Annotated in this window: 22 protein-coding genes; 5 read left to right on the top strand and 17 right to left on the bottom strand. The window is 69.1% G+C overall.

Annotated elements, in window-relative coordinates; all coding sequences use genetic code 11:
- Positions 1 to 147 precede the first annotated feature (147 nt).
- Genes AR539_RS01940 through AR539_RS01930 form a run of 3 tightly spaced genes read left to right on the top strand, consistent with a single transcriptional unit; the run spans position 148 to position 4,132 of the window.
- A complete protein-coding gene (locus AR539_RS01940; protein ID WP_066432027.1) occupies positions 148 to 1,248 on the top strand; it encodes an extracellular solute-binding protein in 1,101 nt (366 codons plus the stop codon).
- Between the two features lie 5 nt (positions 1,249 to 1,253).
- Complete coding sequence (locus AR539_RS01935; protein WP_066432024.1) at positions 1,254 to 2,321, top strand: ABC transporter ATP-binding protein; 1,068 nt, start codon at positions 1,254 to 1,256, stop codon at positions 2,319 to 2,321.
- Between the two features lie 38 nt (positions 2,322 to 2,359).
- Positions 2,360 to 4,132: an ABC transporter permease gene (locus tag AR539_RS01930; RefSeq protein WP_066432123.1), complete on the top strand. Its 1,773-nt coding sequence runs from the start codon at positions 2,360 to 2,362 to the stop codon at positions 4,130 to 4,132.
- A gap of 6 nt (positions 4,133 to 4,138) precedes the next feature.
- On the opposite strand, the gene AR539_RS01925 is transcribed toward AR539_RS01930, so the two are convergent.
- The 4 genes from AR539_RS01925 to AR539_RS01910 form a co-directional block, all read right to left on the bottom strand.
- The gene (locus AR539_RS01925; protein WP_066432022.1) at positions 4,139 to 5,302 is read right to left on the bottom strand and encodes an ABC transporter permease; all 1,164 of its coding nucleotides are present in this window, start codon (positions 5,300 to 5,302) and stop codon (positions 4,139 to 4,141) included.
- Positions 5,299 to 6,471 (bottom strand): ABC transporter permease, encoded by a 1,173-nt coding sequence (locus AR539_RS01920; RefSeq protein ID WP_231728459.1) that lies wholly within the window; start codon positions 6,469 to 6,471, stop codon positions 5,299 to 5,301. The genes AR539_RS01925 and AR539_RS01920 overlap by 4 nt, the downstream gene beginning before the upstream one ends.
- Before the next feature lies 1 nt (position 6,472).
- Positions 6,473 to 7,423, bottom strand: coding sequence for an ABC transporter ATP-binding protein (locus AR539_RS01915; protein ID WP_066432122.1), 951 nt, complete (start codon positions 7,421 to 7,423; stop codon positions 6,473 to 6,475).
- Positions 7,424 to 7,588: 165 nt separating this feature from the next.
- Positions 7,589 to 8,656, bottom strand: coding sequence for an FUSC family protein (locus AR539_RS01910; protein WP_066432020.1), 1,068 nt, complete (start codon positions 8,654 to 8,656; stop codon positions 7,589 to 7,591).
- Positions 8,657 to 8,800: 144 nt separating this feature from the next.
- Between AR539_RS01910 and mscL the strand changes: the two genes are divergently transcribed.
- Positions 8,801 to 9,283, top strand: a complete 483-nt coding sequence (gene mscL, locus AR539_RS01905) for a large conductance mechanosensitive channel protein MscL (protein WP_082699153.1) — start codon at positions 8,801 to 8,803, stop codon at positions 9,281 to 9,283.
- Here the strand turns inward: mscL and AR539_RS18880 are convergent.
- The 10 genes from AR539_RS18880 to AR539_RS01860 form a co-directional block, all read right to left on the bottom strand.
- Positions 9,270 to 11,924 (bottom strand): WecB/TagA/CpsF family glycosyltransferase, encoded by a 2,655-nt coding sequence (locus AR539_RS18880; RefSeq protein WP_082699152.1) that lies wholly within the window; start codon positions 11,922 to 11,924, stop codon positions 9,270 to 9,272. The genes mscL and AR539_RS18880 overlap by 14 nt on opposite strands.
- 11 nt (positions 11,925 to 11,935) lie before the next feature.
- Positions 11,936 to 12,532 carry an acyltransferase gene (locus AR539_RS01895; protein WP_066432018.1) on the bottom strand — a complete coding sequence of 199 codons (597 nt, stop codon included), beginning with the start codon at positions 12,530 to 12,532 and terminating at the stop codon, positions 11,936 to 11,938.
- Entirely contained in the window at positions 12,502 to 12,834 is a 333-nt protein-coding gene (locus tag AR539_RS19880; protein ID WP_442854387.1) for a VanZ family protein, read from the bottom strand. Before AR539_RS19880 ends, AR539_RS01895 begins: the two co-directional genes overlap by 31 nt.
- 220 nt (positions 12,835 to 13,054) lie before the next feature.
- Entirely contained in the window at positions 13,055 to 14,152 is a 1,098-nt protein-coding gene (locus AR539_RS01890) for a DegT/DnrJ/EryC1/StrS family aminotransferase (protein ID WP_066432118.1), read from the bottom strand.
- Between the two features lie 26 nt (positions 14,153 to 14,178).
- Positions 14,179 to 14,838: a NeuD/PglB/VioB family sugar acetyltransferase gene (locus tag AR539_RS01885; protein ID WP_066432009.1), complete on the bottom strand. Its 660-nt coding sequence runs from the start codon at positions 14,836 to 14,838 to the stop codon at positions 14,179 to 14,181.
- A complete protein-coding gene (locus AR539_RS01880) occupies positions 14,831 to 15,961 on the bottom strand; it encodes a DegT/DnrJ/EryC1/StrS family aminotransferase (RefSeq protein WP_066432116.1) in 1,131 nt (376 codons plus the stop codon). Before AR539_RS01880 ends, AR539_RS01885 begins: the two co-directional genes overlap by 8 nt.
- Before the next feature lie 38 nt (positions 15,962 to 15,999).
- On the bottom strand, positions 16,000 to 16,995 hold the full coding sequence (locus AR539_RS01875) for an NAD-dependent epimerase/dehydratase family protein (RefSeq protein ID WP_066432004.1): 996 nt from the start codon (positions 16,993 to 16,995) through the stop codon (positions 16,000 to 16,002).
- Positions 16,992 to 18,104, bottom strand: coding sequence for a Gfo/Idh/MocA family protein (locus tag AR539_RS01870; protein WP_066432000.1), 1,113 nt, complete (start codon positions 18,102 to 18,104; stop codon positions 16,992 to 16,994). Before AR539_RS01870 ends, AR539_RS01875 begins: the two co-directional genes overlap by 4 nt.
- Before the next feature lie 18 nt (positions 18,105 to 18,122).
- Entirely contained in the window at positions 18,123 to 19,643 is a 1,521-nt protein-coding gene (locus tag AR539_RS01865; RefSeq protein WP_066431998.1) for a sugar transferase, read from the bottom strand.
- A 225-nt stretch (positions 19,644 to 19,868) separates the two neighbouring features.
- Complete coding sequence (locus AR539_RS01860) at positions 19,869 to 20,816, bottom strand: diacylglycerol/lipid kinase family protein (protein ID WP_066431995.1); 948 nt, start codon at positions 20,814 to 20,816, stop codon at positions 19,869 to 19,871.
- A 158-nt stretch (positions 20,817 to 20,974) separates the two neighbouring features.
- Between AR539_RS01860 and AR539_RS01855 the strand changes: the two genes are divergently transcribed.
- Positions 20,975 to 21,214 carry a hypothetical protein gene (locus AR539_RS01855; protein ID WP_066431988.1) on the top strand — a complete coding sequence of 80 codons (240 nt, stop codon included), beginning with the start codon at positions 20,975 to 20,977 and terminating at the stop codon, positions 21,212 to 21,214.
- 34 nt (positions 21,215 to 21,248) lie between these two features.
- Here the strand turns inward: AR539_RS01855 and AR539_RS01850 are convergent, their stop codons facing one another.
- The 3 genes from AR539_RS01850 to AR539_RS01840 all read right to left on the bottom strand — a co-directional run bounded on the left by AR539_RS01850 (position 21,249) and on the right by AR539_RS01840 (position 23,484).
- The gene (locus AR539_RS01850; protein ID WP_066431985.1) at positions 21,249 to 22,061 is read right to left on the bottom strand and encodes an IclR family transcriptional regulator domain-containing protein; all 813 of its coding nucleotides are present in this window, start codon (positions 22,059 to 22,061) and stop codon (positions 21,249 to 21,251) included.
- 87 nt (positions 22,062 to 22,148) lie between these two features.
- On the bottom strand, positions 22,149 to 22,823 hold the full coding sequence (locus AR539_RS01845; RefSeq protein ID WP_066431983.1) for a 3-oxoacid CoA-transferase subunit B: 675 nt from the start codon (positions 22,821 to 22,823) through the stop codon (positions 22,149 to 22,151).
- A 1-nt stretch (position 22,824) separates the two neighbouring features.
- Positions 22,825 to 23,484: a 3-oxoacid CoA-transferase subunit A gene (locus AR539_RS01840; protein WP_066431981.1), complete on the bottom strand. Its 660-nt coding sequence runs from the start codon at positions 23,482 to 23,484 to the stop codon at positions 22,825 to 22,827.
- Between the last annotated feature and the right edge of the window lie 2 nt (positions 23,485 to 23,486).

Here is a 23,486-nt window from a genome sequence, read left to right as displayed (position 1 = left end):
CACAACGTTTACCCGGACACACCAGACTCGAGAGCCAAGGACCGCTATTTTATCAATTTGATAGCCATAAGAGCCGATTCCGGTGTCGTCCGCTATAGGCTGGCCGGACAAATGCCACCTGGCCCCGTTCAGAAATGAGTCCCACTCGTGCGCAGATTGAAAACTTTGATTGCCGGCGCCGTCGCTGTCGCCCTCCTTTCCGGCTGCGGCGCAAGCGCCGCAGCCCCCGCACCGTCCGGAGCAGTGACCGGGCCCGCCGCCGTCGCCCCGTCCGGACCGCCCTCCGGCGAAACTCTTGTCGTGTACACCAACTCCAACGGTGAAGGCCGTGGGGAATGGCTGACGAAGAAGGCGGCGGAGGCCGGCTTTAAGATCGAGATCGTCGGCGCCGGCGGCGCGGACGCGACCAACAAACTGATCGCGGAGAAGAACAACCCGATCGCGGACGTCGCCTTCGGGCTCAACAACATGTACTTCGAGCAGATCAAGGCTGCCGGCGCCATTGCACCCTTCACCCCCGCCTGGGCCGCGGAGGTCGATACCGCCAAGGGTGACCAGTCCGACAGCAAGGCCTACTGGCCGCTGGTCCAGCAGGCAATCCTGCTCGGCTACAACACCGAGAAGTTCAGCGCGGACCAGGCCCCCAAGGACTGGACCGACCTCTGGACCAAGGACGAGTTCAAATCCCGCTACGAGCGGGTCACCGGCCTCGGCACGGCAACCGCACAGCTGGTCTTCGCCGGGATCCTGACGCGCTACAAGGACGAGAGCGGCGATCTGGGCGTCTCGGACGAGGGCTGGAAGCAGATCGAAGAGTACTTCAAGAACGGCACCCCCGCCGTGGCCAAGACCGATCTCTTCGCCCGCATCGCCTCGGGCGAGACGGACATGGGACAGATGGCCTCCTCGGTCATCCCCGAACGTGAGAAGTCGTTCAACGTCGATGTTGAGACCGTGATGCCGTCCGTAGGGGTGCCGCTGGCCATCGAGCAGGTTGCCCTGGTCAATGGAACGAAAAAGCAGGACGAGGCCCTCAAGTTCATCGACTGGTTCGGCAGCGCACAGGTCCAGGGTGAATGGTCCCAGCAGTTCAACTCGATGCCGGTCAACAAGGCCGCCGTGGCCTCGGCCAAGCCCGAGGTGGTGGAATTCTTCAACACGCTCAAGCAACAGGACATCGACTGGAACTTCGTGCAGAAGAACATGGGCGCCTGGGTCGAAAAAATCGAACTTGAATACATGAGCTGACCGCCATGATCCGTTTCGAGAACATCGAGGTCACGTTCGGCGATTTCACCGCCATCCCCGGCCTCGACTTGCAGGTGGAGCCGGGAGAATTCTTTACGCTGCTGGGGCCATCGGGCTGCGGCAAGACCACCGCCCTGCGCACACTGGCGGGCTTTATCGAGCCCTCCGCCGGCGAGGTCTACGTCGACGGGAAGGCCGTCACCCGGCTTCCCAGCGACAAGCGCCAGGTGGGCATGGTGTTCCAGAACTACGCGCTGTTCCCCAGCATGAGCGTGTGGGAGAACATCGCGTTCGGCCTCCGCGTCCGCAAGGAGAAGGCGGCCGACACCGACCGCCTCGTCCGCGAGATCGCCCGCCGGGTTGACCTGTCCGACGAACAGCTGCGCAAGAACGTGGCGGAACTCTCCGGCGGGCAGCAGCAGCGCGTCGCCGTCGCCCGGGCGCTGGTGCTGCAGCCCAAGATCCTGCTGCTCGACGAGCCGCTCTCGAACCTGGACGCGAAACTGCGCCACCAGCTCCGGGCGCAGCTCAAAGACCTGCAAAGCGAATTCGGCATCACCACGGTCTACGTCACCCATGACCAGGATGAGGCCCTGGCCATGAGCGACCGGGTGGCCGTCTTCAACAAGGGCGTGGTGGAGCAGGTCGGCACGCCGCAGAGCATCTACGACGAGTCGGCCACTGAGTTCGTGTGCAATTTCATCGGGGACAGTTCACGGCTGAGCGCCGGATTCGTCGAGGAACTGAACCGGCAGTCCGGTTCCGGCCTCGACCCCGCGGCCAACTCCTACCTCCGGGTGGAAAAGGCGTCCCTGGACCCCGCGGGCGGGGGCGGCGCGGCCGTGCCCGTGCAGGGAACTGTCATCTCGAAGACGTACCACGGCCTGCACAGCCGGTACGTGGTCCGCTGCCACGGCGCCGACATCCGGCTGCTGGTCAAGGAGGACGGCGGAACCCACCCCGCCACGGGCAGCCAGGCCACGGTGTACGTCAAGCCCTCCCACGTCCTGCAGTACCACCCGGAAACAGGCGCCTCGCTCGGCAACCGGCTGCAGGAAGCGACCAGCCTGTGAGCACGGCGGCCGGCTCGAACGGCCGGAGCATCCGGAGCATGTTCCGGTCCCCCGCGGTGCTGGTCGCCGGCGTCGTGCTGACCTGGTTCATCGCGGCGTTCCTCGTCTGGCCCAACGCGAATGTGCTGATCCAGACGTTCTTCCCGGACGGAAACTTCTCCGGCCGCGCCGCCGAAAAGCTCTTCTCCTCCCCGCGGGCCATGAAGTCCCTGGGCAACAGTTTCCTCCTGGCCGTCGCCTTGTCCATCACCGTCAACGTGGTGGGGATCTTCATTGTGCTGGTGACCCAGTACTTCAGGATCCGCGGCTCACGGATCCTGTTCCTCGGTTACGCCACCACCTTCATCTACGGCGGCATTGTGCTGGCGGCGGGCTACAAGTTCATCTACGGGGACAAGGGCATCGTGACCGGGTTCCTGGTGGGCCTGTTCCCCGGCATGGATCCCGGCTGGTTTTCCGGCTTCTTCGCCGTCCTGGCCGTCATGACGTTCGCGACCACCACGAACCACATGCTGTTCCTCACCAATGCCCTGAAGGGCGTGGATTACCAGACCATCGAAGCGGCACGGAACATGGGGGCGTCCACCTGGACCATCCTCCGGCGCATTGTCCTGCCGATGCTCAAGCCCACGCTCTTCGCCGTCACCGTCCTCTCGTTCCTGACCGGGCTGGGAGCCCTCAGCGCGCCGCAGGTCCTGGGCGGCCGGGACTTTCAGACCATCACCCCTATGATTCTCACCTTCAGCAACAGCCCGACGTCGAGGGACCTCGCGGCCCTGCTCGCCGTGATCCTCGGCGTGGCCACCATCCTGATGCTGGCGGGAATGACCAGGCTGGAAAAGGGCGGGACATACTTCTCGGTGTCCAAAGTCTCCGCCGGGCTGCAGAAACAGCAGATCCGCAACCCGGTGGCCAACGCCGCCGTGCACATCGCGGCGTACCTGCTGTTCGCGATCTACACGCTGCCCGTGGTGCTGATCGTGCTGTATTCCTTTGCCGACGGCGCCGCGATCCAGACCGGCCGGCTCTCACCCGGGGCCCTGACGCTCGACAACTACGTCCGTGTCCTCACCCAGCCCTCAGGCCTGCGGCCGTTCATCATCAGCATCGTCTACAGCGCGCTGGCCGCGCTGATCGCCGTCGGAGGCCTGCTTTTTGTGGCCCGGCTCCTGCAGAAGCACCGCAACTGGGTCACGTCGGCGGTGGAGTACCTGCTCCACATCCCATGGATCCTTCCCTCCGCCCTGCTCGCCCTGGGCCTGATCCTCAGCTACGACCACCCGAACCCCCTGGTGGGCGGCGCCGTCCTGACCGGCACCACGGTGATCCTGCTGATCGCCTTCGTGACCGTCAAGATCCCCTTCACCCTGCGGATGCTCAAGGCCTCCTTCGCCTCGGTCAACTCCTCGCTGGAAGAAGCTGCCGGGATTATGGGTGCCAAGACGCTGTACGTGTTCCGCCGGATCCTGCTGCCGATCGTCCTGCCGGCCGCGGCGGCCATCACGGCGCTCAACTTCAACAGCATGCTGGACGACTACGACACCGCCATCTTCCTGGCCCATCCGCTGTTCCAGCCCCTCGGCCTGGTGATCAAGGCGAACACGGACGGCGCCGAGGGCGTGGACGGGGTCTCCAACACCTTTGTCTACACGGTGCTGCTGATGGTCATCACGGGCGTGACGATGTACCTGGTCTACGGCCGGGCGGGCCGGAAGAAGTCCAAGCCGGCCGCTGCCGGCGGCATCTCCAAGGACAACCCGCCGCCGGCGCTGGTGGAAGCGGCGCCGGCCGAATCCGTCCGCGTCCCCTAACCGCCGTTACAGGGCCCGGCCGAGGCTCCGCCGCAGGAGCCAGGCCCCCAGCAGGAGCAGCCCTGCGGCCATGCCCGCGAGCACCCCGAGCTGGGGCAGGATGTCGGCCAGGGTGCCGCCGTGCCGCTGGATGTCGGCGAGCGCGTCGTAGGCCCAGCGGTGCGGGGTGGCGTAGGAGACTGCGGCCAGGGTGGCCGGAAAGAACTCGGGCGGCACCATGCAGCCGCCCAGCCCGCCCAGCACCAGGCCGCCGCCCACGCCGACGCCGGACGCGGCGGTGTCGTTGTCCATCACGGCACCGACCATCATCGCCGCGGCGGCGGAGACGGCGCAGAACAGCACCAGAACCAGGGCCGACAGCCACAGGGTGCCCCAGTCCACGCCAAACAGCAGCGCAGTGCCCACCATGATGAAGCCGCCCTGGACGAAGGCGATGGCGAACCGGCCCAGCGCCTGCCCGGCCACCACCTGGCCGCTGGACACCGGGGCGGACATGACCCGTCCGATCACACCGAAGCGCCGGGCCTGGATCAGCGTGGCCGCGCCGGTGAGCGAGCTCAGGAAGACGAAAAGCAGCAGCTGCTGGGACGCGCCGAGGTCGAACTTGCCCAGCCCCTGGAAGTCCTGGACGACGTCGTCGGTGTCCACCACCTGCACGGTGGGCACCGCCACCTGCGCGGCGGCCTGTGCCAGGGCGGCGCCGGCCTGGGCGTCAGGGACCCCGGCGCCGGTGAGTGCGGCCAGCTGGCTCCGGTCCAGCCCCACCGCCTGCACGGCGGTGCGGACCTGCTGCAGCACGGCCTGGCCGGAGGACTGCGGGGCCATCACGACGTCGAGCTGCGCCGGCTCACCGGCGTCGTAAGCCCTGGCGTCGGCGTCATCAAGGAACAATCCGACGTCGGTGCGTCCGCGGCTGAGGTCCGCCTGGGCGGCATCCGCGCCGGTGGCGGTGACCTCAATGCCGGCGGACTCCAGTTCCGCGGTCAGCGCCTGGGCCAGCGCGGAGCCGGGACCCGCAATGGCCACCTTGGCCTGCCCGCTGCCGGCACCGAACTGCGAACCAAGCAGCAGGATCAGCACCAGGGGGAAGACGAAGACGAAAAAGAGGTTGGATTTGTCGCGCAGGAACCGCCGCAGTTCCACGAACGCGATCGCGGCCACGGCGCTCATGCCTGCGCCCCCCGGTTCGGTAGGACCCGGGACAGGACCAGGCCGGCCGCCGCGAAGCCCAGCATCACCGCGACCGGTCCCGCTACATCCCCCAGGCTTCCGCCGCCGGCGGAGATCCCGAGGCCCCGAATGAACGCCCCGATCGGGTTGAGGTCCAGCAGCGTTGCGGCGAATCCGGTGCCCTGGACCGGGAAGAAGGCGCCACCCGCGATGCCCAGCACCATCGCCAGGATGGACTGCGCCACGTTGGCCTGTTCCGCGGTGCGGACCAGCCGCGCGACCACAAACGTAAGGCTCGTCGCGGCGGTGACGACGCTGAGGACCAGGACGGCCACCACCGGCGGAGAACCGAAGGAGACACCGAACAGCCGGGACCCGGCGGTGAGCAGAACGGTGGTGGCGACGGCGCCCAGGATGAAACCGGTGCAGGCCTTGGCGGCGACCACCGCCCCGCCGGTGACCGGCATCGACCGCAGGCGGGCCAGGGTCCCCTGTTCCCGTTCGGCCAGCAGGCCCAGCACACCGAAACCGACCGTGAACATCAGGAACAGCCCGGCCTGGCCGGCGACGAGGGTGCCGCGGAGGGAGAGCTGCTCGGCGGCGGCCTGCCCCTCGGTTAGGGTCAGCAGGGGCGGCCCGGCGGCGGCTTCCCGGGCCAGTGCTGCGAGCTGCTCGTCCGGCAGCCCGGCCGCGCCGCCGGCAGCGGCGGTGACCGTTCCCGCGGCGAACTGGTCCACGATTCCCTGCACCACGGAGACCAGCACACCGGTCTCCAGTGCGGCGCCGTTGCCCTCGACCAGCTGGACTGCTGCTGGCTGCCCGGACAGCGCAGCGTCGCTGAAACCGGCGGGGATGATGATGCCGAGCGCTGCGCCGCTGGCCTGGGTCTCGCTGCGGACCTCCCCGGCCGGGACCTTCCTGACGGTCACGTCCATGATCTCCAGTGAATCGACGGCGCCGAGCAGGGCGGCGCCCAGCGGCCCGGCGTCGTCCGCGCTGGCGATGACGGTGGCCGGCTTCAGGTCCACGGAGTCGTCACCGAGGCCGCCGAAGACGAGGCTCAGCACGCCCATGAGGGCGAGCGGGACGATGAGGGAGAAGATGAACACCGACTTGTCCCGGATGCGCTGGCGCAGGTCATTCGCGACCATGGTCCACAGTCCGTGCATGTCAGTCCCTCAGCGCTTTCCCTGTGAGGTGCAGGAAGACGGACTCCAGGTCGGGCCGGACGATCTCCACGGATGTCACCGACATGCCGGCGGCACCGGCGCCGGTGACGATCCCGGCCAGGGCGGTGGGCCCGTCACTGACCGTGAGCATCAGCCCGGCGCCGTCGTTGTCGACGTGCTGGACGGCGGGCAGCCCGCGCAGGGCGTCCGCGGCCCGGGCCGTGCTGCCGCCGCCGCGGAGGTTGATCCGGTCCACCCCGCCCGTGAGGGTGATCAGCTCATCGCGGGTGCCCTCGGCTTGAATCCGGCCCTCGTCGATGATTGCGATCCGGTCGCAGAGCCGCTCCGCTTCCTCCATGTAGTGCGTGGTGTAGAGGACGGCCATGCCTTCGACCGAGAGCCTTTCCACGGATTCAAGGATGGAGTTGCGGGACTGCGGGTCCACCCCCACGGTCGGTTCGTCCAGGATCAGCAGCGTGGGCCGGTGCAGCAGGCCGATGCCGATGTTCAGCCGGCGCTTCATGCCGCCGGAGTACTTCTTGGTCTGGTCCCCGGCGCGGTCGCTGAGGCCGATCAGTTCGAGCACCTCGTTGGTGCGCCGGGTGAGGTCCTTGCCGGCGAGCCCCTGCAGCCGGCCGAAGAACTTCAGGTTCTCCCGCGCGGTCAGGTCCGGGTAGATGGCCAGTTCCTGCGGGACCAGGCCGATGGCCCGTTTGGCGTCCGTCTCGGCCGGGGTCATGTCCCGGCCGGCCACCCGGACGGTGCCCTCGTCGGCCGGGATCAGGCCGGCGACCATGGAAATGATGGTGGTCTTGCCGGCGCCGTTGGGGCCCAGCAGCCCGTACGTTTCCCCGGCACGGATCTGGAAGGACACGCCGTCGACGGCGGTCAGGTCACCGAAGCGGCGGACGAGCCCGCTGACGTCCAGCACGTCCCTGGTTTGTACCTGCACTGCTTCCACCAGCAATCCCCCCGATGCCTCTGCTGCCCCGACGTGTCCAGACTAGCCTCGGGGCCCTGCCGGCCGCGGGACAGGGGCCTTTGGCCCAATGCCGTGTCCACTGCGCCGTGTCCGCTGTGCCGTGTCCACGATGCCGTGTCCGCTGGGCGCTAGGCGCTAGGCGGGGAGGCTGCGCGCGGCGCGAAGGCGGCGCCAGGCCGTCGGGGCGAGCACGACGGCGATGCCGACGGCGGCTCCGATGACGGTGTCCACGATCCGGTCGCGCAGCAGGAGGCCCGGTGCCGCGGGCACCACCAGCAGGGTGGAAATCAGCGCCAGGGGCGTGACGAAGACCTGGGCCAGGAGGTATTGGCGGGCAATGAACATCTCCGCGCCGAACTGGCAGGCCGCGATGATGAGGACGGTCTGCCAGGGGGCAGGCTGGAGGAGCAGGATCCCGGCGAGCAGTACCAGGCCCGCCGCTGTGCCCAGGATCCTTTGCAGCCCCCGGCTCACCCGGTGCCGGGTGGTGTGGCCCACCAGCGGCACGACGGCGGCCACCATCGCCCAGTAGTTGTGGCCGAAGCCCAGCTGCTGCCCGGCGAGTGTGGCGAGGACACCGGCCGCGCCGGCAGCGACGAGGTAGCCGGTGCTCTCGAGCAGGGCCGTGCGTTTTTCCGCCGGGGACAGCGGCGCGGCGGCGGGATGCACCCAGGGCGTGCGGCGGCTCCGGGCCAGGCGGGAGGACATGCCCACCAGCAGGGCGAAGACGGCGGTCGCGACGGCAACCAGCATGCACTGCCACAGCGGCGGCTGGTTGGGGATGGACGCAATCGCGGCGAACGCAAAGATGTGGAACAGCGAACCCGCCGGGCGGAGGCGCCACCGGGCAACAATCAGCGAGCAGCAGCCGGCCACCAGGGTGGTTGCGGCGACCTGGAGCCAGACGGTCTCCGCGGGCGTGAGCGAAAAGGCGGCCCCGGCACGGGCGGTCAGGGCGGCGAGCAGCATCACGGCCACCATCAGCGAGCCGGCGCGGACCTGTTGGCCGAAGCGCCGGGCGTGCGGCTCGTTGCGGCCGTAGATTCCGGTGAACGCCCCGAAGGAGGCGAAGATGGCCAGGTCCAGCCGGTCCAGCAGCACGAGCGTAATCAGCGGGACAAAAACGCTGACGGCGCAGCGGAGGGCAGGATGGTGGTCTTTGTTGCCCGGAGCCATGGTGAACATTTCGGCCAGCAGCTTCACGGGGCGCCTTTCTTGCGGTCGGATCATCTCGACGGCGGCGCTGGCATCCACCCCCGAGTCTACGCCGGAAGTGATAGCGTCTAGCGGTTGATTCCCCGTTTCCGGGGCGGCATACAGAGTACATCGAGGCACCCGGAGGACCCCATGCTCAAAGGATTCAAGGACTTTATCCTGCGCGGCAACGTGATCGAACTGTCCATCGCTGTGGTGGTGGGCACCGCGTTCACCTCCCTGGTCAGCGCCTTCACCTCAAACATCGTGAACCCCATCATTGCGGCGGCCGGCGGTGTGGAGACCGGCGGGCTGGGCTTCCGGATCTGGCCGGGCAATGACAAGACGTTCGTCAACATCGGGGCCGTCATTACGGCGTTCATCACGTTTATGATCACGGCCGCCGTGGTGTACTTCATCTTCGTGGCTCCGATGAACCGCATCAACCAGCTGGTCAAGAAGCGCCTCGCCACGGCGGAGCCGGAAGAGAAGCCGCTACCGGCCGACACGGCGCTGCTGGCGGAGATCCGCGACCTTCTGGCCCAGGTCGCCGGCCCGGATCACACCAGGGCGGACGGTCTGGCCGCCCGCGGACCGCTGACGGACCACCGGTCGGGTAAGGTCAGCGCGGGGTAACGGCGGCCGGCTGCCGGGTGGTGGCGTCGCGTTCCCATACCACCGGACGCCCGCTCCCCCGCCGGCCTGCCAGGGCGAACCCCACGTAAACCAGGGCATGTGCGGCGGATATCGGACCGCGGACGGACAGGGCCACCTCCGACAGCGTCCGGCCGGCCGTGCCGCGCCGGCCGCTCGGGCAGGCGACGGACGGCACGGCAGGGGCCTGGCTGTTACGGCCGTTTTGCTCAGCGTTGCCGCGGTAGACGCGGTGCAGCACCGCGATCTGACCCCCCGGCGTCCTGGGCGGCCGCACCACGACGGGATCCACATCGAGGACGGCTTTTTCCGCGGGTTCGAAGAGCCGGTCCACAAACAGGTCGTCCGCGGTCAGGGCGGGGAACGGCCCAAAGCGCTGCCGTCCCTCTTGGGAGAGCCCGTAGGCGCCGCCTCCCCACAGTCCGCCGCGGGCGGACGGAAGGCGGAGACGGGTACGGTAGTAGGAGCGGACCAGGGGGTGAGCGTCCTGCAGCTCAAAACGGGCCGCCGGTCGCGCGGCCAGCACCTGACCTGAATTGAGCGCGGCAAAAACGGACCTCACTGCGGCCGGGCTGGCCTCCACATCCGCGTCAAGGTAAAGCCGCGGCCACCGCGACGCGGCGGCGTCCCCCGCGTTGAGGGCGGCGGCCTTGGACGCTTGATCCAGCTCCAGGACGGCTACGCCGGCGAAACCGCGGGCGACCCCGGCCGTGTTGTCGGAACAGCCGTTGCAGGCAACGATAACCTCCAGCTGCCCCGCCGCAGCCAGCTCCGCCAGCGGGGCGAGGGTCCGAGCAATGACGGACTCTTCGTCGTGCGCCGGAATAATCACCGAGCCCGGCGGGAACGCTGCGTGGTCGGCCGCATCTTTGCTGGGGCCCGGCAGAGATTGCCAGCTTTCCTCATCGAGGACCGTGCGCAGCACACCCTCGCGGTCCCGCTTCCAGCAGCGCAGGAGCTCCGAGAGGGCCGCGGCCCCATGAAAGGCGGCAGCGTACGCCGGGGAATGGTATTTCCGGATATAGCGGATCCGGTTGACCGCCATCAGCGCATTCAGCCGCGGCGAGGAGCCGGAGCCGCCGCCGTCGTGGGTCACGGTGGCGGACGGCTCAAACCAGACTTTTTCTCCTCGCTCCCGAAGCCTGCGGAAGAAATCAGTCTCTTCCGAGTAGAGGAAGAAGGATTCGTCCCAGGCCACGCAATCGGCCACGACGCGGCTGACCATCAGCGCCGCGCCGCTGGCCCACTCGACGGTGTGCGCGTAGGCGTAGCTTTCCGCATGGAAATCCGTCGATGCGAGCCAGCCGGGCCTGCCGGGCGCCCGCCGCCCCAGGACGGCGTCTCCGAGGGCCCGGCTGACGCCCGGTTCACGGTGGAGCGTGGGGCTGGTGGCACCCGTCGAATCCAGGATCCGGGGCACCACAGCGCCTGCGCCCGAGGTGACCATGCGGTGCAGCATCGCTTTGAGGCAGCCGCGCTCCAACGTAAGGTCCGGGTTGAGGATCATGATGGTTTCGGCATTTCCCGCTCTCCGCAGGGAGGCGTTGATACCGGCGGCGTACCCCAGGTTGCCGCCGGTTGCGAAAGCGATTACATCCGGATGCAGGGCACGGACCTGCCCTATGGTGCCGTCCCGGGAGGAGTTGTCGGCCAACAGCACCCGCAGCGCGAGGTCGGCTGTCTCTGCGCGCAGGCACTGCAGCAAGGCGTCGACGTCGCCGGCGTTGTTGTGCGTGACGATGATGACAGCGGTATCCGCGGGGCCGTCCGGTCCGGTGAACCGCCCCGGGGTTCGTGGTGCGGGGACGGGTAGCGCCGGCACCTTCGGCGGGTCCGGCGGAACGGTGTGCGAACAGGTCCTGAGCTTCACATAGGCTGGCGGGCCCGCCAGCAAGTACCGTCCCGCGAGCCGCTTCGGCTCCAGGGCCAGCCGGTACCCCCACTCCAGCCCGTGCCGTCTTGCCCACCCGGGGGCGCGGGGAACCCGGCCGGCCAGGAAGTCAACGGCGGCGCCAAAAGCCAGCACGACCCCGGCCCCCGTCAGGGCCGCGTAGCGGTCTATCCAGAGCTCCTGGCGCGGCTTGCCCAGGCCCACAAAGAGGATTTGTGCGCCGGAACCTGCGATCTCCCGGGCGATTCTCTCGGAGGCTGTGGCCGTGGACAGTTCGCTTCTGGCCGGGGACCACATGCCCGCAACTCGAAGCCGCGGGCATTCGGCGGCAATTTTCGTGGCCAGGAGCCGCTGGTTGTCCTCCGAACCGCCCAGGAAGCCGACTGCCAGGCCCAACTCCTCTGCCCGGGACAGTAGTGGGGCTGCTAGGTCGCTGCCGGCGAGCCGGGGCCAGTGACGTCCGGTCAGGCGCTGCGACTCGGACACCAGCGGGGCGCCGTCGATCAGCTGGATCCACTCCACGGCGCTGCCCGGATCGGCGTGCATTGTTCCTGACCAGCGGCTTCCCGCACCAAAGTGGTGGAGGTGGTCGAGATTAACCGACGCCACGGCAAGGGGCCTGGATCCACGGTGTGCCGCCCGCCGCAGGATTAGGTCCAAGGCTGGCCCGTGGCCCATCAGGTCGACGGGCGTTCCGCCGAGGACCACCTTGCTGCTGGCCTGCGTTTCCATGACTCCCCTTTTCAGCACGCCGCGTCGGGCGCAAGGTGACCGTTGCTCTCGACGTACCGGCGGCCCGTGTGTGGACAAAGCCAGCGGCCGGCGCTGTCTTGTTTCAGCGGACGCCCGGCCTCGCCCACCCAGCCCGCCTGGCGCGCCGGCACACCCACCACCACCGCATAGTCCGGGACGTCCTTGGTGACCACCGCCCCAGCCGCGACGGTGGCCCACCGGCCGATGGCTACGGGGGCGACGCAGACGGCCCGGGCACCAATAGAGGCACCCTCGCCCACAGTCACGCCTACGGCGTCCCAGTCCTCAGAGCTTTTCAGCACGCCGTCGGGAGTCACCGCCCGGGGGTGTAAGTCGTTGGTGAGCACCGCCGCCGGGCCGACGAAAACACCGTCGGCAAGCCGGGCCGGTTCGTAGACTAAGGCGTAATTCTGCAGCTTGCAGTTCGACCCGACGACCACTCCCGGTCCCACGTAGGCGCCGCGGCCAATCGTGCAGTTGTTCCCCACGATGGCATCCTCACGGACCTGCGCGAGATGCCAGATCCGGGTCCCGTCGCCAATGGCGGCGCCGTCTGCTACGTCTGCTGTGTCTGCGATGGCTCGCATGGCACACCTCCTTCATTGGATTTTCGTATCGGTTTGGAGGCCGTGCCTGGAGCCTTGCCCCGGTCCGGGGGCTTTTGGATGATGCGGACTGCAGCGGCACCGAGCAGGGCACCGAGGGTGTTGTTCACAACGTCCGCCAGGCTGGCATGGCGCTGGCTCAGCGAGACAAACTGGATGATTTCGATCGCGCCCGAGGTGAGGGCTCCACATGCCACCGCCAGCCACCACCGCCTGACCGGCAGGATGAGGGCCGCAAGGACACCGAACGGGACAAAGAGTAGGACGTTGGCGCCTCCCTCGATGTGCCCGTACCCGGCACCGCCTGCGAAGGGAAATTCCCGCAGGGCATTGAGGATTTGCGCAAGAAAGCCGGCCAGCGGTCGGTCAACCGGCGTCGGCCAGATGGCCTAATCGCCAACCCGGTCAGGTACAGCGCCGAAAGGCAGGAAAGAACCATCCGGCGTCCGGCTGTGCCCGCAGCAGCGGAATCATCCCGGGCCAGGGCGGCCCAAATCCACATCTTCATGGCCGGCCCAGGGCGGCCTGCAGCTGGTCCGCCACATACTCCTGCTGCGCCTCGCTGATGTGCGGAAAGATCGGCAGCGACAGGATGCCGCCGGCAGCCCGCTCCGCGACGGGGAAATCGCCGGGGCCGTAGCCCAGCTCCCGGTAGGCGCGGCTGAGGTGCACCGGCACCGGGTAGTGGATGCCGGCGCCGATTCCTGCGCCGTTCAGCGCGGCAAGGACCCGGTCCCGTTCCGCGACCCGGATGACATACAGATGCCAGACGTCGATGTTTCCCTCGGCCGAGCGCGGAAGGATCACGCCCGGCAGGCCCGCAAGGAGTTCCTGGTAGCGGTCCGCGGCCCGCCGCCGTCGTTCGTTCCACCCGGCCAGCCGGCGCAGCTTGGCGCGGAGCACCACCGCCTGGATGGTGTCGAGGCGCGAGTTCATGCCGATCGCATCGTGCTGGTACTTGCGTTCGCTGCCGTGGGCGCCGAGCATCCGCACCCGGGCGGCAGTGCCGTCGTCGTCCGTCAGCACGGCCCCTGCGTCCCCGGCGGCGCCGAGGTTCTTGCCCGGATAGAAGCTGGTGCCGGCCGCGTGCCCCAGCGTCCCGGCGGACCGGCCGTGGCGGGACGCCCCCTGGGACTGGGCGGCGTCTTCGACAATGGCGGCGCCGCAGGCCGCCGCCACGGGGGCCAGCCGCTCCACAAACGCTGTCTGGCCGAACAGGTGGACCGGCATGATCGCCTGGGTCCGGGACGTCACCGCAGCGGCCACCTGGTCCGGATCGATCAGGAGATGCACCGGGTCGACGTCGACAAGTACCGGCACCGCGCCGATCCGGCTCACCGCCTCGGCAGTGGCGATAAACGTGTTGGCGGGCAGGATGACTTCGCCCCCGGCCGTCACCCCGGACGCACGCAGTGCCAGCTCCAGCGCGTCGGTGCCGTTGGCCACGCCCACGCAGTGCCCGGCGCCGAGGAACCGGGCGTAGGCCTGCTCGAATTCCGCGACCGCGGGTCCCCCGATGAACGATGCCTGGGTGAAGATGTCCTTCAGCCCGGCGGCGACTTCATCGGCGATCTCGTCCTGCTGGGCGGCCAGGTCAACCATGGGGACGCTGATGCCCCCCGGCCCGGTCACCGCACGCCTCCTGCGGCGGCCGCTGAGGGTTCGAGCACCCTGGCCGGAACTCCGGCCCAGATCTCCCCGTCCGGCACATCGACCAGGACGGCGGCCCCCATTCCCACCCGGCTGCCGGCGCCCACCGTCCGGGCTTCACGCACCGACGAATTCATGCCGAGGTACGCGGCACGCCCGACCCGCACGCCGCCGCCGAGGGAGACGCCGGCGGCGAGGGTGGCGAAGTCCTCCACCACCACGTCGTGGGTCAGCGTCACGCCGGGCATCATCACCACATGGCTGCCGACCGTGATGCCGGCGGTAAGGGTGACATTGCCCAGCAGGATGCTTCCAGGGCCGACGTCGCAGCAGTACGGGACACGGACAGAGCGGTCCACCACGGTCGCGAAGCGGTGGGCCGGGAATCCCAGCCCGGCCAGCCGGGCAACCACCCGCTCCCGCCCGGCGCCCGGCCCGATGCAGACAACCGCCCGGGCCCCCGGGTACCGGAGGGCGAGGCTGGCGGGTCCCAGGATCGGGGCGCCGTCCAGGTCCGTCCCCGCCTTGGATTCGTCGTCGTCAAGCACTCCGACGACGTCGAACTGGCCCTCCTCGCGGACGCAGGCCAGCACCTCCCGGGCCAGGCCGCTGGCACCCATCAGCAGCAACTCAGTCATGGAATTCCCCCGCAGCCTTCAGGATCGAACGGATGACCCGGGACTGCTCGTCCAGGGTCAGCTGGTGGTAGACGGGCAGGATCACGGTGTGGTCCGTGAGCCGCTCCGTCACGGACAGGTCCGCCCGGCCGGTGTCCATTCCGGCGTAGGCGGGCTGCCGGTGCGAGGCCATGATGCCGCGCCGGGCGGAAATGCCGTCCAGCGCCAGCCGTTCCAGCAGTTCGTCCCGGTCCAGGGCGAACTCCGGCAGGACCTCCACCCAGAACGACTGGAAGTTGCTGGTGCCGTGGAGGGGGTCCTCGCTGAACCGCAGGCCCTCGACGCCGGCGAGCGCCTTCCGGTAGGCCGCGGCGATGGCCCGGCGCCGGGACACGGCCTCGCCCAGCCGGTCCAGCTGCACCAGCCCGACGGCGGCCTGCATGTCGGTCATCCGGTAGTTGAACCCGATCTCCCCGTATTCCTCCGCGGGCGCCAGCACCGAGGCATGCCGATCGTTCGCGGAGACGCTCATGGCGTGTTCGCGGAGCTTCCGGGCGCGGCCGGCCCAGCCGGCGTTGCGCAGCGTCAGCATCCCGCCCTCCCCGGTGGTGAGGATCTTGCGCGGGTGGAACGACCAGGCGGCGATCTCGGCGCCCGCTCCGGCCGGACGGCCCCGGTAGGTGCTGCCCGCCGCGCAGGCAGCGTCCTCGATGACGGTGATGCCGAGGCCGTCGCAGAGGGCGCGGATCGGATCGAGGTCCACCGGCATGCCGCCCTGGTCCACCACAATCACGGCCCGGGTGGCCGGGGTGAGGGCGGCGGCGAGGGTCTGCACGGAGACGTTCCCGGTGTCCGCCTCGACGTCGGCGAAGACAGGCCGGGCGCCGACGTACGTGGCCGCGTTGGCGGTGGCGATGAAGGACAGGGAGGGGACCACCACGTCATCCCCGGGCCCGACGCCGGCCACTTTCAGCGCCAGGTGCAGCGCCGTGGTGCAGTTGGAGACGGCGACGGCGTGGCTGGCCTGCTGCGCGGCGGCAAATGCTTCCTCGAAGCGCGCAACGCGGGGACCCTGCGCCACCCAGCCGGAGGCGATCACTTCGGCCACGGCCGCGGCTTCCTCCGCCCCGAGCCACGGCTTCATGACATTGATCCGGCTCAGGGACCGGTCCTGGTCGAGGATCACCGCGCACCGCCGACCCTGGCGTCGGCGATTTCTGCGCGCAGGGGCCGCCACCAGTCCACCAGTTCCCGCAGGCCCTCCTCGAGGCCGGTTTCCGCCCTGAACCCCAGGTCCCGCCATGCCTCAGCCGTATCCGCCTGCCGTCTGACCACGCCGTTGACGGCGCGTTCGGGGCCGTGTTCGACGTGGAGGTCCGAATCCATGGCCCGCAGCAGCGCCTCGGCCAGTTCCAGCAGGCTGGTCTCGGTGCCGCTGGCGACGTTGTAGACCCCGTCCACCGCCGTGCTGCCCGCGGCCAGGATGTTGGCCCGGGCCACGTCCCTCGCATGGACGAAGTCCATGGTCTGCCGGCCGTCGCCGAAGATCAGCGGCGGAAGCCCGTCGTCGATGCGCTCCATCCAGCGCACCAGCACCTCGGTATAGAGGCCGTGGACGTCCATCCGGGGGCCGTACACGTTGAAGTAGCGCAGCAGTACGTAGTCCAGCCCGGACATGGCGCGGAAGCTGCGGGCCATGGCCTCGTTGAACGACTTTGCCGCGCCGTAAAAGGTGTCGTTGTTGTAGTGGTGGTGGCGTTCCGGCGTGGGGAACGTCTCCGCCATGCCATAGACCGACGCGCTCGAGGCGGCAACCAGCTTGCCGACCCGCTGCGCGGACGCCGCTTCGAGCACGTTGAAGGTCCCGTCCACCAGCACTTCGAGGGCGAGCCGGGGTTCCTCGGCGCACTGGGTGATCCGGATGGCCGCCTGGTGGAAGACGATGTCCTTGCCGCGGCTGAGGTCGTGGACCAGGTCCCGGTCCCGGAGGTCGCCTTCGATGAGTTCCACCCGCCCGCTGGCCAGCGCCGGATCGAGGTTGGCGCGCCGGCCGCGCACCAGGTTGTCGAGCACGTCCACCCGGCCGGCGCCGGCGTCGAGCAGGTGGTCCACCACCGTGGAACCGATGGTGCCCGCGCCGCCCGTCACCAGGACCTGTGCGCCCTGCAGGATGCTCATCGCGTTGCCTCCAGCCGCGTCTCGGTGCCGACCACGACGCTGGCTTTCCCGTCCGCTCTGAGGCTGTCGCTGACGGCCTCCAGGACGGACAGCACGCGGAGGCCGGAGGCGCCGCTGGTCCGGGCGGGGCGCTGCTGGCGGATGCTGGCGGCGAACTCGGCCACCATCTGTCCGAGGGCCTCGTGTTCGGGCAGGGCCGGGGACCATGTGTCGCCCAGCCGGTAGGAAATGGCGGAGGCCTTCCGGTCCGCCGCGGACGGTGATTGCCGGTCGAGGCTGACTCCCCGGTCGTAGACGCTGAGCCGTTGCTGGGGGTTCAGGTCGTCCCAGACCAGGGTCCGCCGGGAGCCGCCAACCACCAGCTGGCGGATCTTGGTCGGGCTCAGCCAGTTGACGTGGACGTGGGCCATGGCGTCGTTCGCGAGCGCGAAGTTGAGGTGCCCGACGCAGGCCTGGCCCGTTCCGAGCGGATCCGCGCCGTGCGCTGACACTTCCGCCGGCCGCAGCCCGTCGGGGAGGATGAAATCGAGGATGGACAGGTCATGCGGGGCGAGGTCCCAAAAGACGTCCACGTCCGGCTGCACGAGCCCCAGGTTGATCCGGACCGAGTCGATGAACAGGATTTCACCCAGCGACCCGTCCGCGATCAGCTCGCGGATCTTCAGCACGGCCGGGGTGTAGCAGTAGGTGTGGTCCGCCATCAGGACCAGTCCGCGTTCCTCCGCCTCCTCAACCATTTCGAGTCCCTTGACCCGGCTGTCCGCGAGGGGCTTCTCGACCAGCACATGCTTCCCCGCTTTGAGGGCCGTCAGCGCGATGCCGTGATGGGTGTGGGCCGGCGTCGCGATGGCCACGGCGTCCACGTCCGCCAGGTCCAGGAGTTCGTCGATGGAGGCGAAGACCGGAACGCCGCCCTGGGCGGACGCGAGCCTGGCAGCCCTGGGCCGGTCCAGGTCCACGATCCCGGCCAGGTCCCAGTCAGGGCTGGCAGTGAAATTCCGTGCCAGGTTGGGCCCCCAGTAGCCGGCGCCGACGACGGCGACCCTGAGCGGTCCGCCGGCAAGGCAGGGTTCCAGGCCGCGGAAGTACCCCGAACGTGATTCATCCATTGTGTGTTCCTCACTCCGTCAGTAGGCGCCGGCTGGCGCGCACATAGCTCGGAAGGTGCGCCACATGATGATGACGTCACCCATAATCGACCAGTTCTCGACGTAATAGAGATCGAGGCGCACGGCCTCGTCCCACGGCAGGTCGGACCTGCCGTTGATCTGCCACAGCCCGGTAATCCCGGGTTTGATCAGAAGCCGCCGGCGCGTGTGGCGCTCGTACCGGCCCACCTCCCGCGCCAGCGGCGGGCGGGGCCCCACCAGGCTCATTTCGCCGGTGAGGACGTTCCAGAACTGGGGCAGCTCGTCCAGCGAGAACCGGCGCATCCAGCGTCCGCAGCGGGTAACCCGGGGATCGTTGTGCATTTTGAAGAGGACCCCGGCGCCCTGGTTGTGCGCCCCCAGGCCGTCCAGTGCGGCCTCGGCGTTGACCACCATCGAGCGGAATTTGAGCATCCGGAACGGTTGGCCGGCCTTGCCCACCCGCTCCTGGCGGAAGAGGACGGGCCCCGGGCTGTCGTGTTTGACGATCAGGGCCAGGGTTAGCAGAACGGGCGAGAGCAGGACCAGCGCCGTGCCGGCAACCACGATGTCGAGCAGCCGCTTGCAGGCATGTTTGGCGCCGCTGTAGCGGGGCACGTCCACGTGCATCAGCGGCAGCCCCTCCACCGGACGCCAGTGGATCCGGGGGCCCGCAACGTTGGTCAGGGAGGAGGCCAGCACCAGCTCCGCCCGGTGCTCCTCCAGCCCCCAGCCCAGTTCGCGGATGTACTGGTTGCCGCCCGGCACGGGGCCGGCCACGATGACAGCCTCCGCCCCGCAGGTGCCCACCGTCCGGACCACGTCATCGGTGGAGGAGAGCACCGGCATCCGGCGCCCGTCGGCGTCGAACCAGGTGCCCCGCCGCCCGCCGGGCAGCGACACGCCAAGAATCTCGTAGACGGCCCCGGATTTCCGGGCGATGCGCTTGAGCACGTACCGGACGTCCTCGGGCTGCCCGATCACCACCGCCTTGACGAGGTATTGCCCGTGGGCCTGGCGCCCGTTGTACCAGCGGCGGGCCGCCCAGCGGCTGGCGGGCAGGACCACCAGCCCCAGCGGAAGGGACACCAGGTAGAACGCGGAGGCCGGCTGCACGCGGAAGGCCACCAGCAGCACCGCGAGCAGTCCGAAGACCGCACCGCTGGCGGAGGCCACGCGCTTGTACTCGCTGCTCCCGGCGCCCAGGATCTTGGGGTCCCTGGTGCGGTAGAGGGACAGGGCCGTGATCCACATTCCGCCGAGGACGGCTCCGATCAGGGCACCGTTGGCGTCCGTGGTGCTCCCCGCGAGGGGCCGGTCACCCTCGTAGTGCACGAGGAAGCCCGCCAGGACGGTGAGCAGGACCAGCAGGGTATCCGAGGCGTGCAGCACGCGGCGCAGGAACCGCGCCCACTCGCGGCCGGAGAGCGGTGGCCGGACCGGAGCCGCCTGGTCCGCATAGAAAACGGGTGCCCGGCTGGCGGAACGGACATCCGGGGCGACAAGGAACGCGCGGGCCACTGCGACTCCCTCCCAAAGGCAATTGGCTGCATCGATTGATGCCTTAGCCAATCCAAGTTGGTGGGAGCGCGCCGGTCACGAGTGGTTCATACCCGAACCGATACTTGCCTTTGCAAACCATCGCCGGCGGGGCGGTCCGGGTAGTACTCACCCCCCGGACCGCCGACCCAGAGCCTACGCGGGAAGCCCGGCTGACAAGTAGCGCCGGCCCGCGGGGAGGGGACGCTACACGGCGGAGGCGGTCATCAGGACCTTCAACGCCCCGCGGTCGACCGTCACCTCAAGGTGCGTTCCGGTGCCAAGGTGGTCGCCGTCGAGCTGGAACTCCTGTTCGCGTTCCAGCGTGATCTCCGCGGATTTGCCCTGGAAGTACTCCACTGATTCGGTCTCGTTCTTGTTCCGGCCAAAGATGCCGGCCACCACTCCCAGCCAGCCGAGCCGGCCGCGCGGGGCCAGGACCAGCAGGTCCAGCACACCGTCGTCGATCTTGGCGTCCGGGAAGATCTCAATGCCGCCCATGATCCGGCCGCAGTTGCCGATCATGACGCTCCGGATGCGGCGGCGGACGGGTTCCTTGCCGTCGACGCTGATGCTCGCCTTCACCGGTTTGCCGGGCAGTTTGCGGATGCCGGCCTCCACGTAGGCGAGCCAGCCCATGCGGTCCTTCAGGACGTCGACGGTGTCCGCCATGATGGCGGCGTCGTAGCCCAGACCGGCCATCACGAGGAACACCTGCTCCTCGTCCGCGCGGTCGAGCCTTGACTTCACGACGTCGATGGCCTCTTCACTGCCGTTAAGCACGTCGTAGCAGGCGGACACCGGATCGGTGATGTCCACTCCGAGGTTGCGGGCCAGCAGGTTGCCGGTGCCCAGGGGCACCAGGCCCATGGGCGTTCCGGTGCCGGCCAGCACCTCCGCGACGCAGCGCACGGTGCCGTCGCCGCCGGCAGCAATCACCACGTCGACGCCGGCCTTCAGCGCCTCGCGCGCCTGGCCGGTGCCCGGGTCTTCGACAGTGGTTTCCAGCCACAGCGGCTCCGCCCAGCCCTGCGTTTCGCAGAGCCGGAAAATGGCACCCTTGAGCGCCTCGCCCACTGATTTGGCCGGGTTGATAACGACGGCGGCGCGCCGGAGCCGGGGGGTGACCTCAGGCGCGTGATTGTTCTCTGTCATGGCATCCTTCTGAGGCAGGCGGGCGTGGGGTGTCCCGGATTGAAATCCTAGCGGGGTTCCGGGCCCAACCGGCGCAGCCGGGGTGCGACCCGTGGACGTTCGTGCGGCGGTGTCACTAGACTGGCCGTGCCCGGGTGCCGGGCGGGAAGCAGGAGCACATGTCCGAACCACAGCAGAACCACTCGGCCGAGGCCGACGCGTCCAGCATGGATCCCCACGACTGGGGCCGGGCCATGGCGCTGGCGGTCACCCGGCTGGCGGAACAGCTTGCCCCCGCGGACAGCGAGGACATCCACGCCTCGCTGGTGGGCAAGGACCTGCACCTCAAAATCCGCGACGCCGACGCGGGAGTCACCATCACCGTCTCCACCGCACCGGTTCCGGGCGACGAAGGCTAGGCCGCTCAGGCAAGGAACCGAGGGCCGGGCCGCCTCAGCGCCCGGCTGACAGGTCCGCGGAGATGAGCGCGGCCGTGGCCACGGCGGCTGCCCGGACCGAATCGAGGTAGGCCTCAGGGTCCGGCCGGCTGGCGACCGACTGGGCCTGCAGTGACACGTTGATGGCGGCGACCACGCGGGCTCCGTCCCGGACGGGGGCGGCGACGGACATCAGCCCGACTTCGAGTTCCTGGTCAAGCAGGCACCAGCCCTGCGCCCGGACGGCGGCCAGTTCCTCCAGCAGTTCCTTCCGCGTTCCGATCGCCCCGGGGGTCAGGGGCCGGATCTCGGCGCCCGCCAGGTACTCCTCCAGATCGGCGGGCGGCAGGGCGGCCAGCAGCACCCGGCCCATGGAGGTGGCGTACGCCGGGAAGCGGGTGCCCACCGTGATGCCGACGGTCATGATCCGGCGTGCCGCCACCCGGGCGACGTAGGCGATGTCCGCGCCTTCCAGCACAGCGGCCGACGTCGACTCCCCCAGTTGGAGGGAGAGCTCCTCAAGGTGCGGCTGCGCCAGCTGCGGCAGCGACAGCCCGGACAGGTAGGCGTAGCCGAGCTGCAGCACCTTGGCGGTCAGGGCGAAGATCTTCCCGTCCGTCCGGACGTAGCCCAGCTCCACCAGCGTGTACAGGAACCGCCGCGCGGTGGCCCGGGTAAGGTCCGTCCGGGCCGCCACCTCGGTCAGTGTCATCTTCGGGTGGTCGGTGTCGAAGGCGCGGATCACGGCCAGCCCGCGCGCCAGCGACTGCACGTACTGGTCGCTGGCCGCGGGGGCGCCGGTCACCGCGTCCTTTGCTGCGTCAATCATTGCCCTGCCTCTCGGTCCCGCACCACTTTATCCGCGTCCCCCTGTCTTTATCCGGGTCCCCCTGTCCGCGAGTGCGGGTTGCCCGCGTCAGGCCCCGGTCGCGGCGGTGAGCGGCACCGGCACCAGGTCCTGGAGCTCGTCGAGCGTGCAGCCGAAGGTCTCCCGGACCTGGACGCCGCCGGGCCCGGTCAGGAAGACGGCCTTGTCCGTGTAGATCCGGGTGACGCAGCCGACGCCGGTCAGCGGGTAGGTGCACGTCCCGACCAGCTTGGACACACCCTCCCGGGTCAGGAGCGTCATCATCACAAACACGTCCTTGGCCCCGGTGGCGAGGTCCATGGCGCCGCCGACGGCGGGGATCGCGTCCGGCCCGCCGGTGTGCCAGTTGGCGAGGTCCCCGGTGGCGGAGACCTGGAACGCGCCCAGCACGCAGATGTCCAGGTGCCCGCCGCGCATGATCGCGAAGGAATCGGCGTGGTGGAAGTAGGAGGCTCCGGGCAGTTCGGTCACCGGGATCTTCCCGGCGTTGATGAGGTCGCCGTCGATCTGGTCCCCGGTGGCAACGGGTCCCATGCCCAGCATGCCGTTTTCGGTGTGCAGCGTGATGTTCTGCTCCGGCTTGAGGTAGTTGGAGACCAGGGTGGGCTGGCCGATGCCGAGATTCACGAAGGATCCCGCCTGGATGTCCCGGGCCACCAGGCGGGCCAGGTCATCGCGGCCGAGCGGTGTCCGGGAGGTCTGGATACCGGTCTGGATGCTCATCTCAGGCCACCTTCACAATGCTGTTGACGTAGATGCCGGGGGTGACGACGTTCTCCGGGTCGAGGCTGCCGGCGGGGACGATCCCGGACACCTGGACCACGGTGTGCTTAGCCGCCGCGGCCATGATGGGGCCGAAGTTCCGGGCCGTTTTGCGGTAGACCAGGTTGCCCTTGGTGTCGGCCGTGAGCGCCTTGATCAGCGCCACGTCGGCATGGATGGGGGTCTCGAAGACCTGGCCGCGGCCGTCGAGGATGCGGGTTTCCTTGCCCTCGGCCAGCATGGTGCCGTAGCCGGTGGGGGTGAAGAACCCGCCGATCCCGGCGCCGGCGGCGCGGATCCGCTCGGCCAGGTTGCCCTGCGGGACGAGTTCCAGTTCGACTTCTCCGGCCCGGAACTTGGCGTCGAAGTGCCAGGAGTCGGACTGCCGCGGGAAGGAACAGATCATCTTCTTCACCCGGCCCTCCTTGATCAGCAGGGCGAGGCCCTGGTCGCCCTGGCCGGCGTTGTTGTTGACCACGGTGAGGCCGGTGGCGCCGCAGTCCAGCAGCGCGTCGATGAGTTCGAACGGCTGGCCGGCGTTGCCGAAACCGCCGATCATGACGGTGGAGCCGTCCTTGATGCCGGCGACGGCCTCGCCGACGCTGTCTGCGAAGTTCAGCATCG

Origin of the sequence: Arthrobacter sp. EPSL27 (assembly GCF_001512305.1) — a bacterium.
GTDB lineage: Bacteria > Actinomycetota > Actinomycetes > Actinomycetales > Micrococcaceae > Arthrobacter.
This window is presented reverse-complemented; position numbering and strand designations above follow the sequence as displayed.

Excerpts from the sequence above, each read along its gene's own strand:
- AR539_RS01935 (WP_066432024.1), top strand. The coding sequence starts at position 1,254 with ATGATCCGTTTCGAGAACATCGAGGTCACGTTCGGCGATTTCACCGCC.
- AR539_RS01930 (WP_066432123.1), top strand. The coding sequence starts at position 2,360 with ATGTTCCGGTCCCCCGCGGTGCTGGTCGCCGGCGTCGTGCTGACCTGG.
- AR539_RS01925 (WP_066432022.1), bottom strand. The coding sequence starts at position 5,302 with ATGAGCGCCGTGGCCGCGATCGCGTTCGTGGAACTGCGGCGGTTCCTG.
- AR539_RS01920 (WP_231728459.1), bottom strand. The coding sequence starts at position 6,471 with ATGCACGGACTGTGGACCATGGTCGCGAATGACCTGCGCCAGCGCATC.
- mscL (WP_082699153.1), top strand. The coding sequence starts at position 8,801 with ATGCTCAAAGGATTCAAGGACTTTATCCTGCGCGGCAACGTGATCGAA.
- AR539_RS18880 (WP_082699152.1), bottom strand. The coding sequence starts at position 11,924 with ATGGAAACGCAGGCCAGCAGCAAGGTGGTCCTCGGCGGAACGCCCGTC.
- AR539_RS01895 (WP_066432018.1), bottom strand. The coding sequence starts at position 12,532 with ATGCGAGCCATCGCAGACACAGCAGACGTAGCAGACGGCGCCGCCATT.
- AR539_RS01890 (WP_066432118.1), bottom strand. The coding sequence starts at position 14,152 with ATGGTTGACCTGGCCGCCCAGCAGGACGAGATCGCCGATGAAGTCGCC.
- AR539_RS01885 (WP_066432009.1), bottom strand. The coding sequence starts at position 14,838 with ATGACTGAGTTGCTGCTGATGGGTGCCAGCGGCCTGGCCCGGGAGGTG.
- AR539_RS01880 (WP_066432116.1), bottom strand. The coding sequence starts at position 15,961 with ATGAAGCCGTGGCTCGGGGCGGAGGAAGCCGCGGCCGTGGCCGAAGTG.
- AR539_RS01875 (WP_066432004.1), bottom strand. The coding sequence starts at position 16,995 with ATGAGCATCCTGCAGGGCGCACAGGTCCTGGTGACGGGCGGCGCGGGC.
- AR539_RS01870 (WP_066432000.1), bottom strand. The coding sequence starts at position 18,104 with ATGGATGAATCACGTTCGGGGTACTTCCGCGGCCTGGAACCCTGCCTT.
- AR539_RS01860 (WP_066431995.1), bottom strand. The coding sequence starts at position 20,816 with ATGACAGAGAACAATCACGCGCCTGAGGTCACCCCCCGGCTCCGGCGC.
- AR539_RS01855 (WP_066431988.1), top strand. The coding sequence starts at position 20,975 with ATGTCCGAACCACAGCAGAACCACTCGGCCGAGGCCGACGCGTCCAGC.
- AR539_RS01850 (WP_066431985.1), bottom strand. The coding sequence starts at position 22,061 with ATGATTGACGCAGCAAAGGACGCGGTGACCGGCGCCCCCGCGGCCAGC.
- AR539_RS01845 (WP_066431983.1), bottom strand. The coding sequence starts at position 22,823 with ATGAGCATCCAGACCGGTATCCAGACCTCCCGGACACCGCTCGGCCGC.
- AR539_RS01840 (WP_066431981.1), bottom strand. The coding sequence starts at position 23,484 with ATGCTGAACTTCGCAGACAGCGTCGGCGAGGCCGTCGCCGGCATCAAG.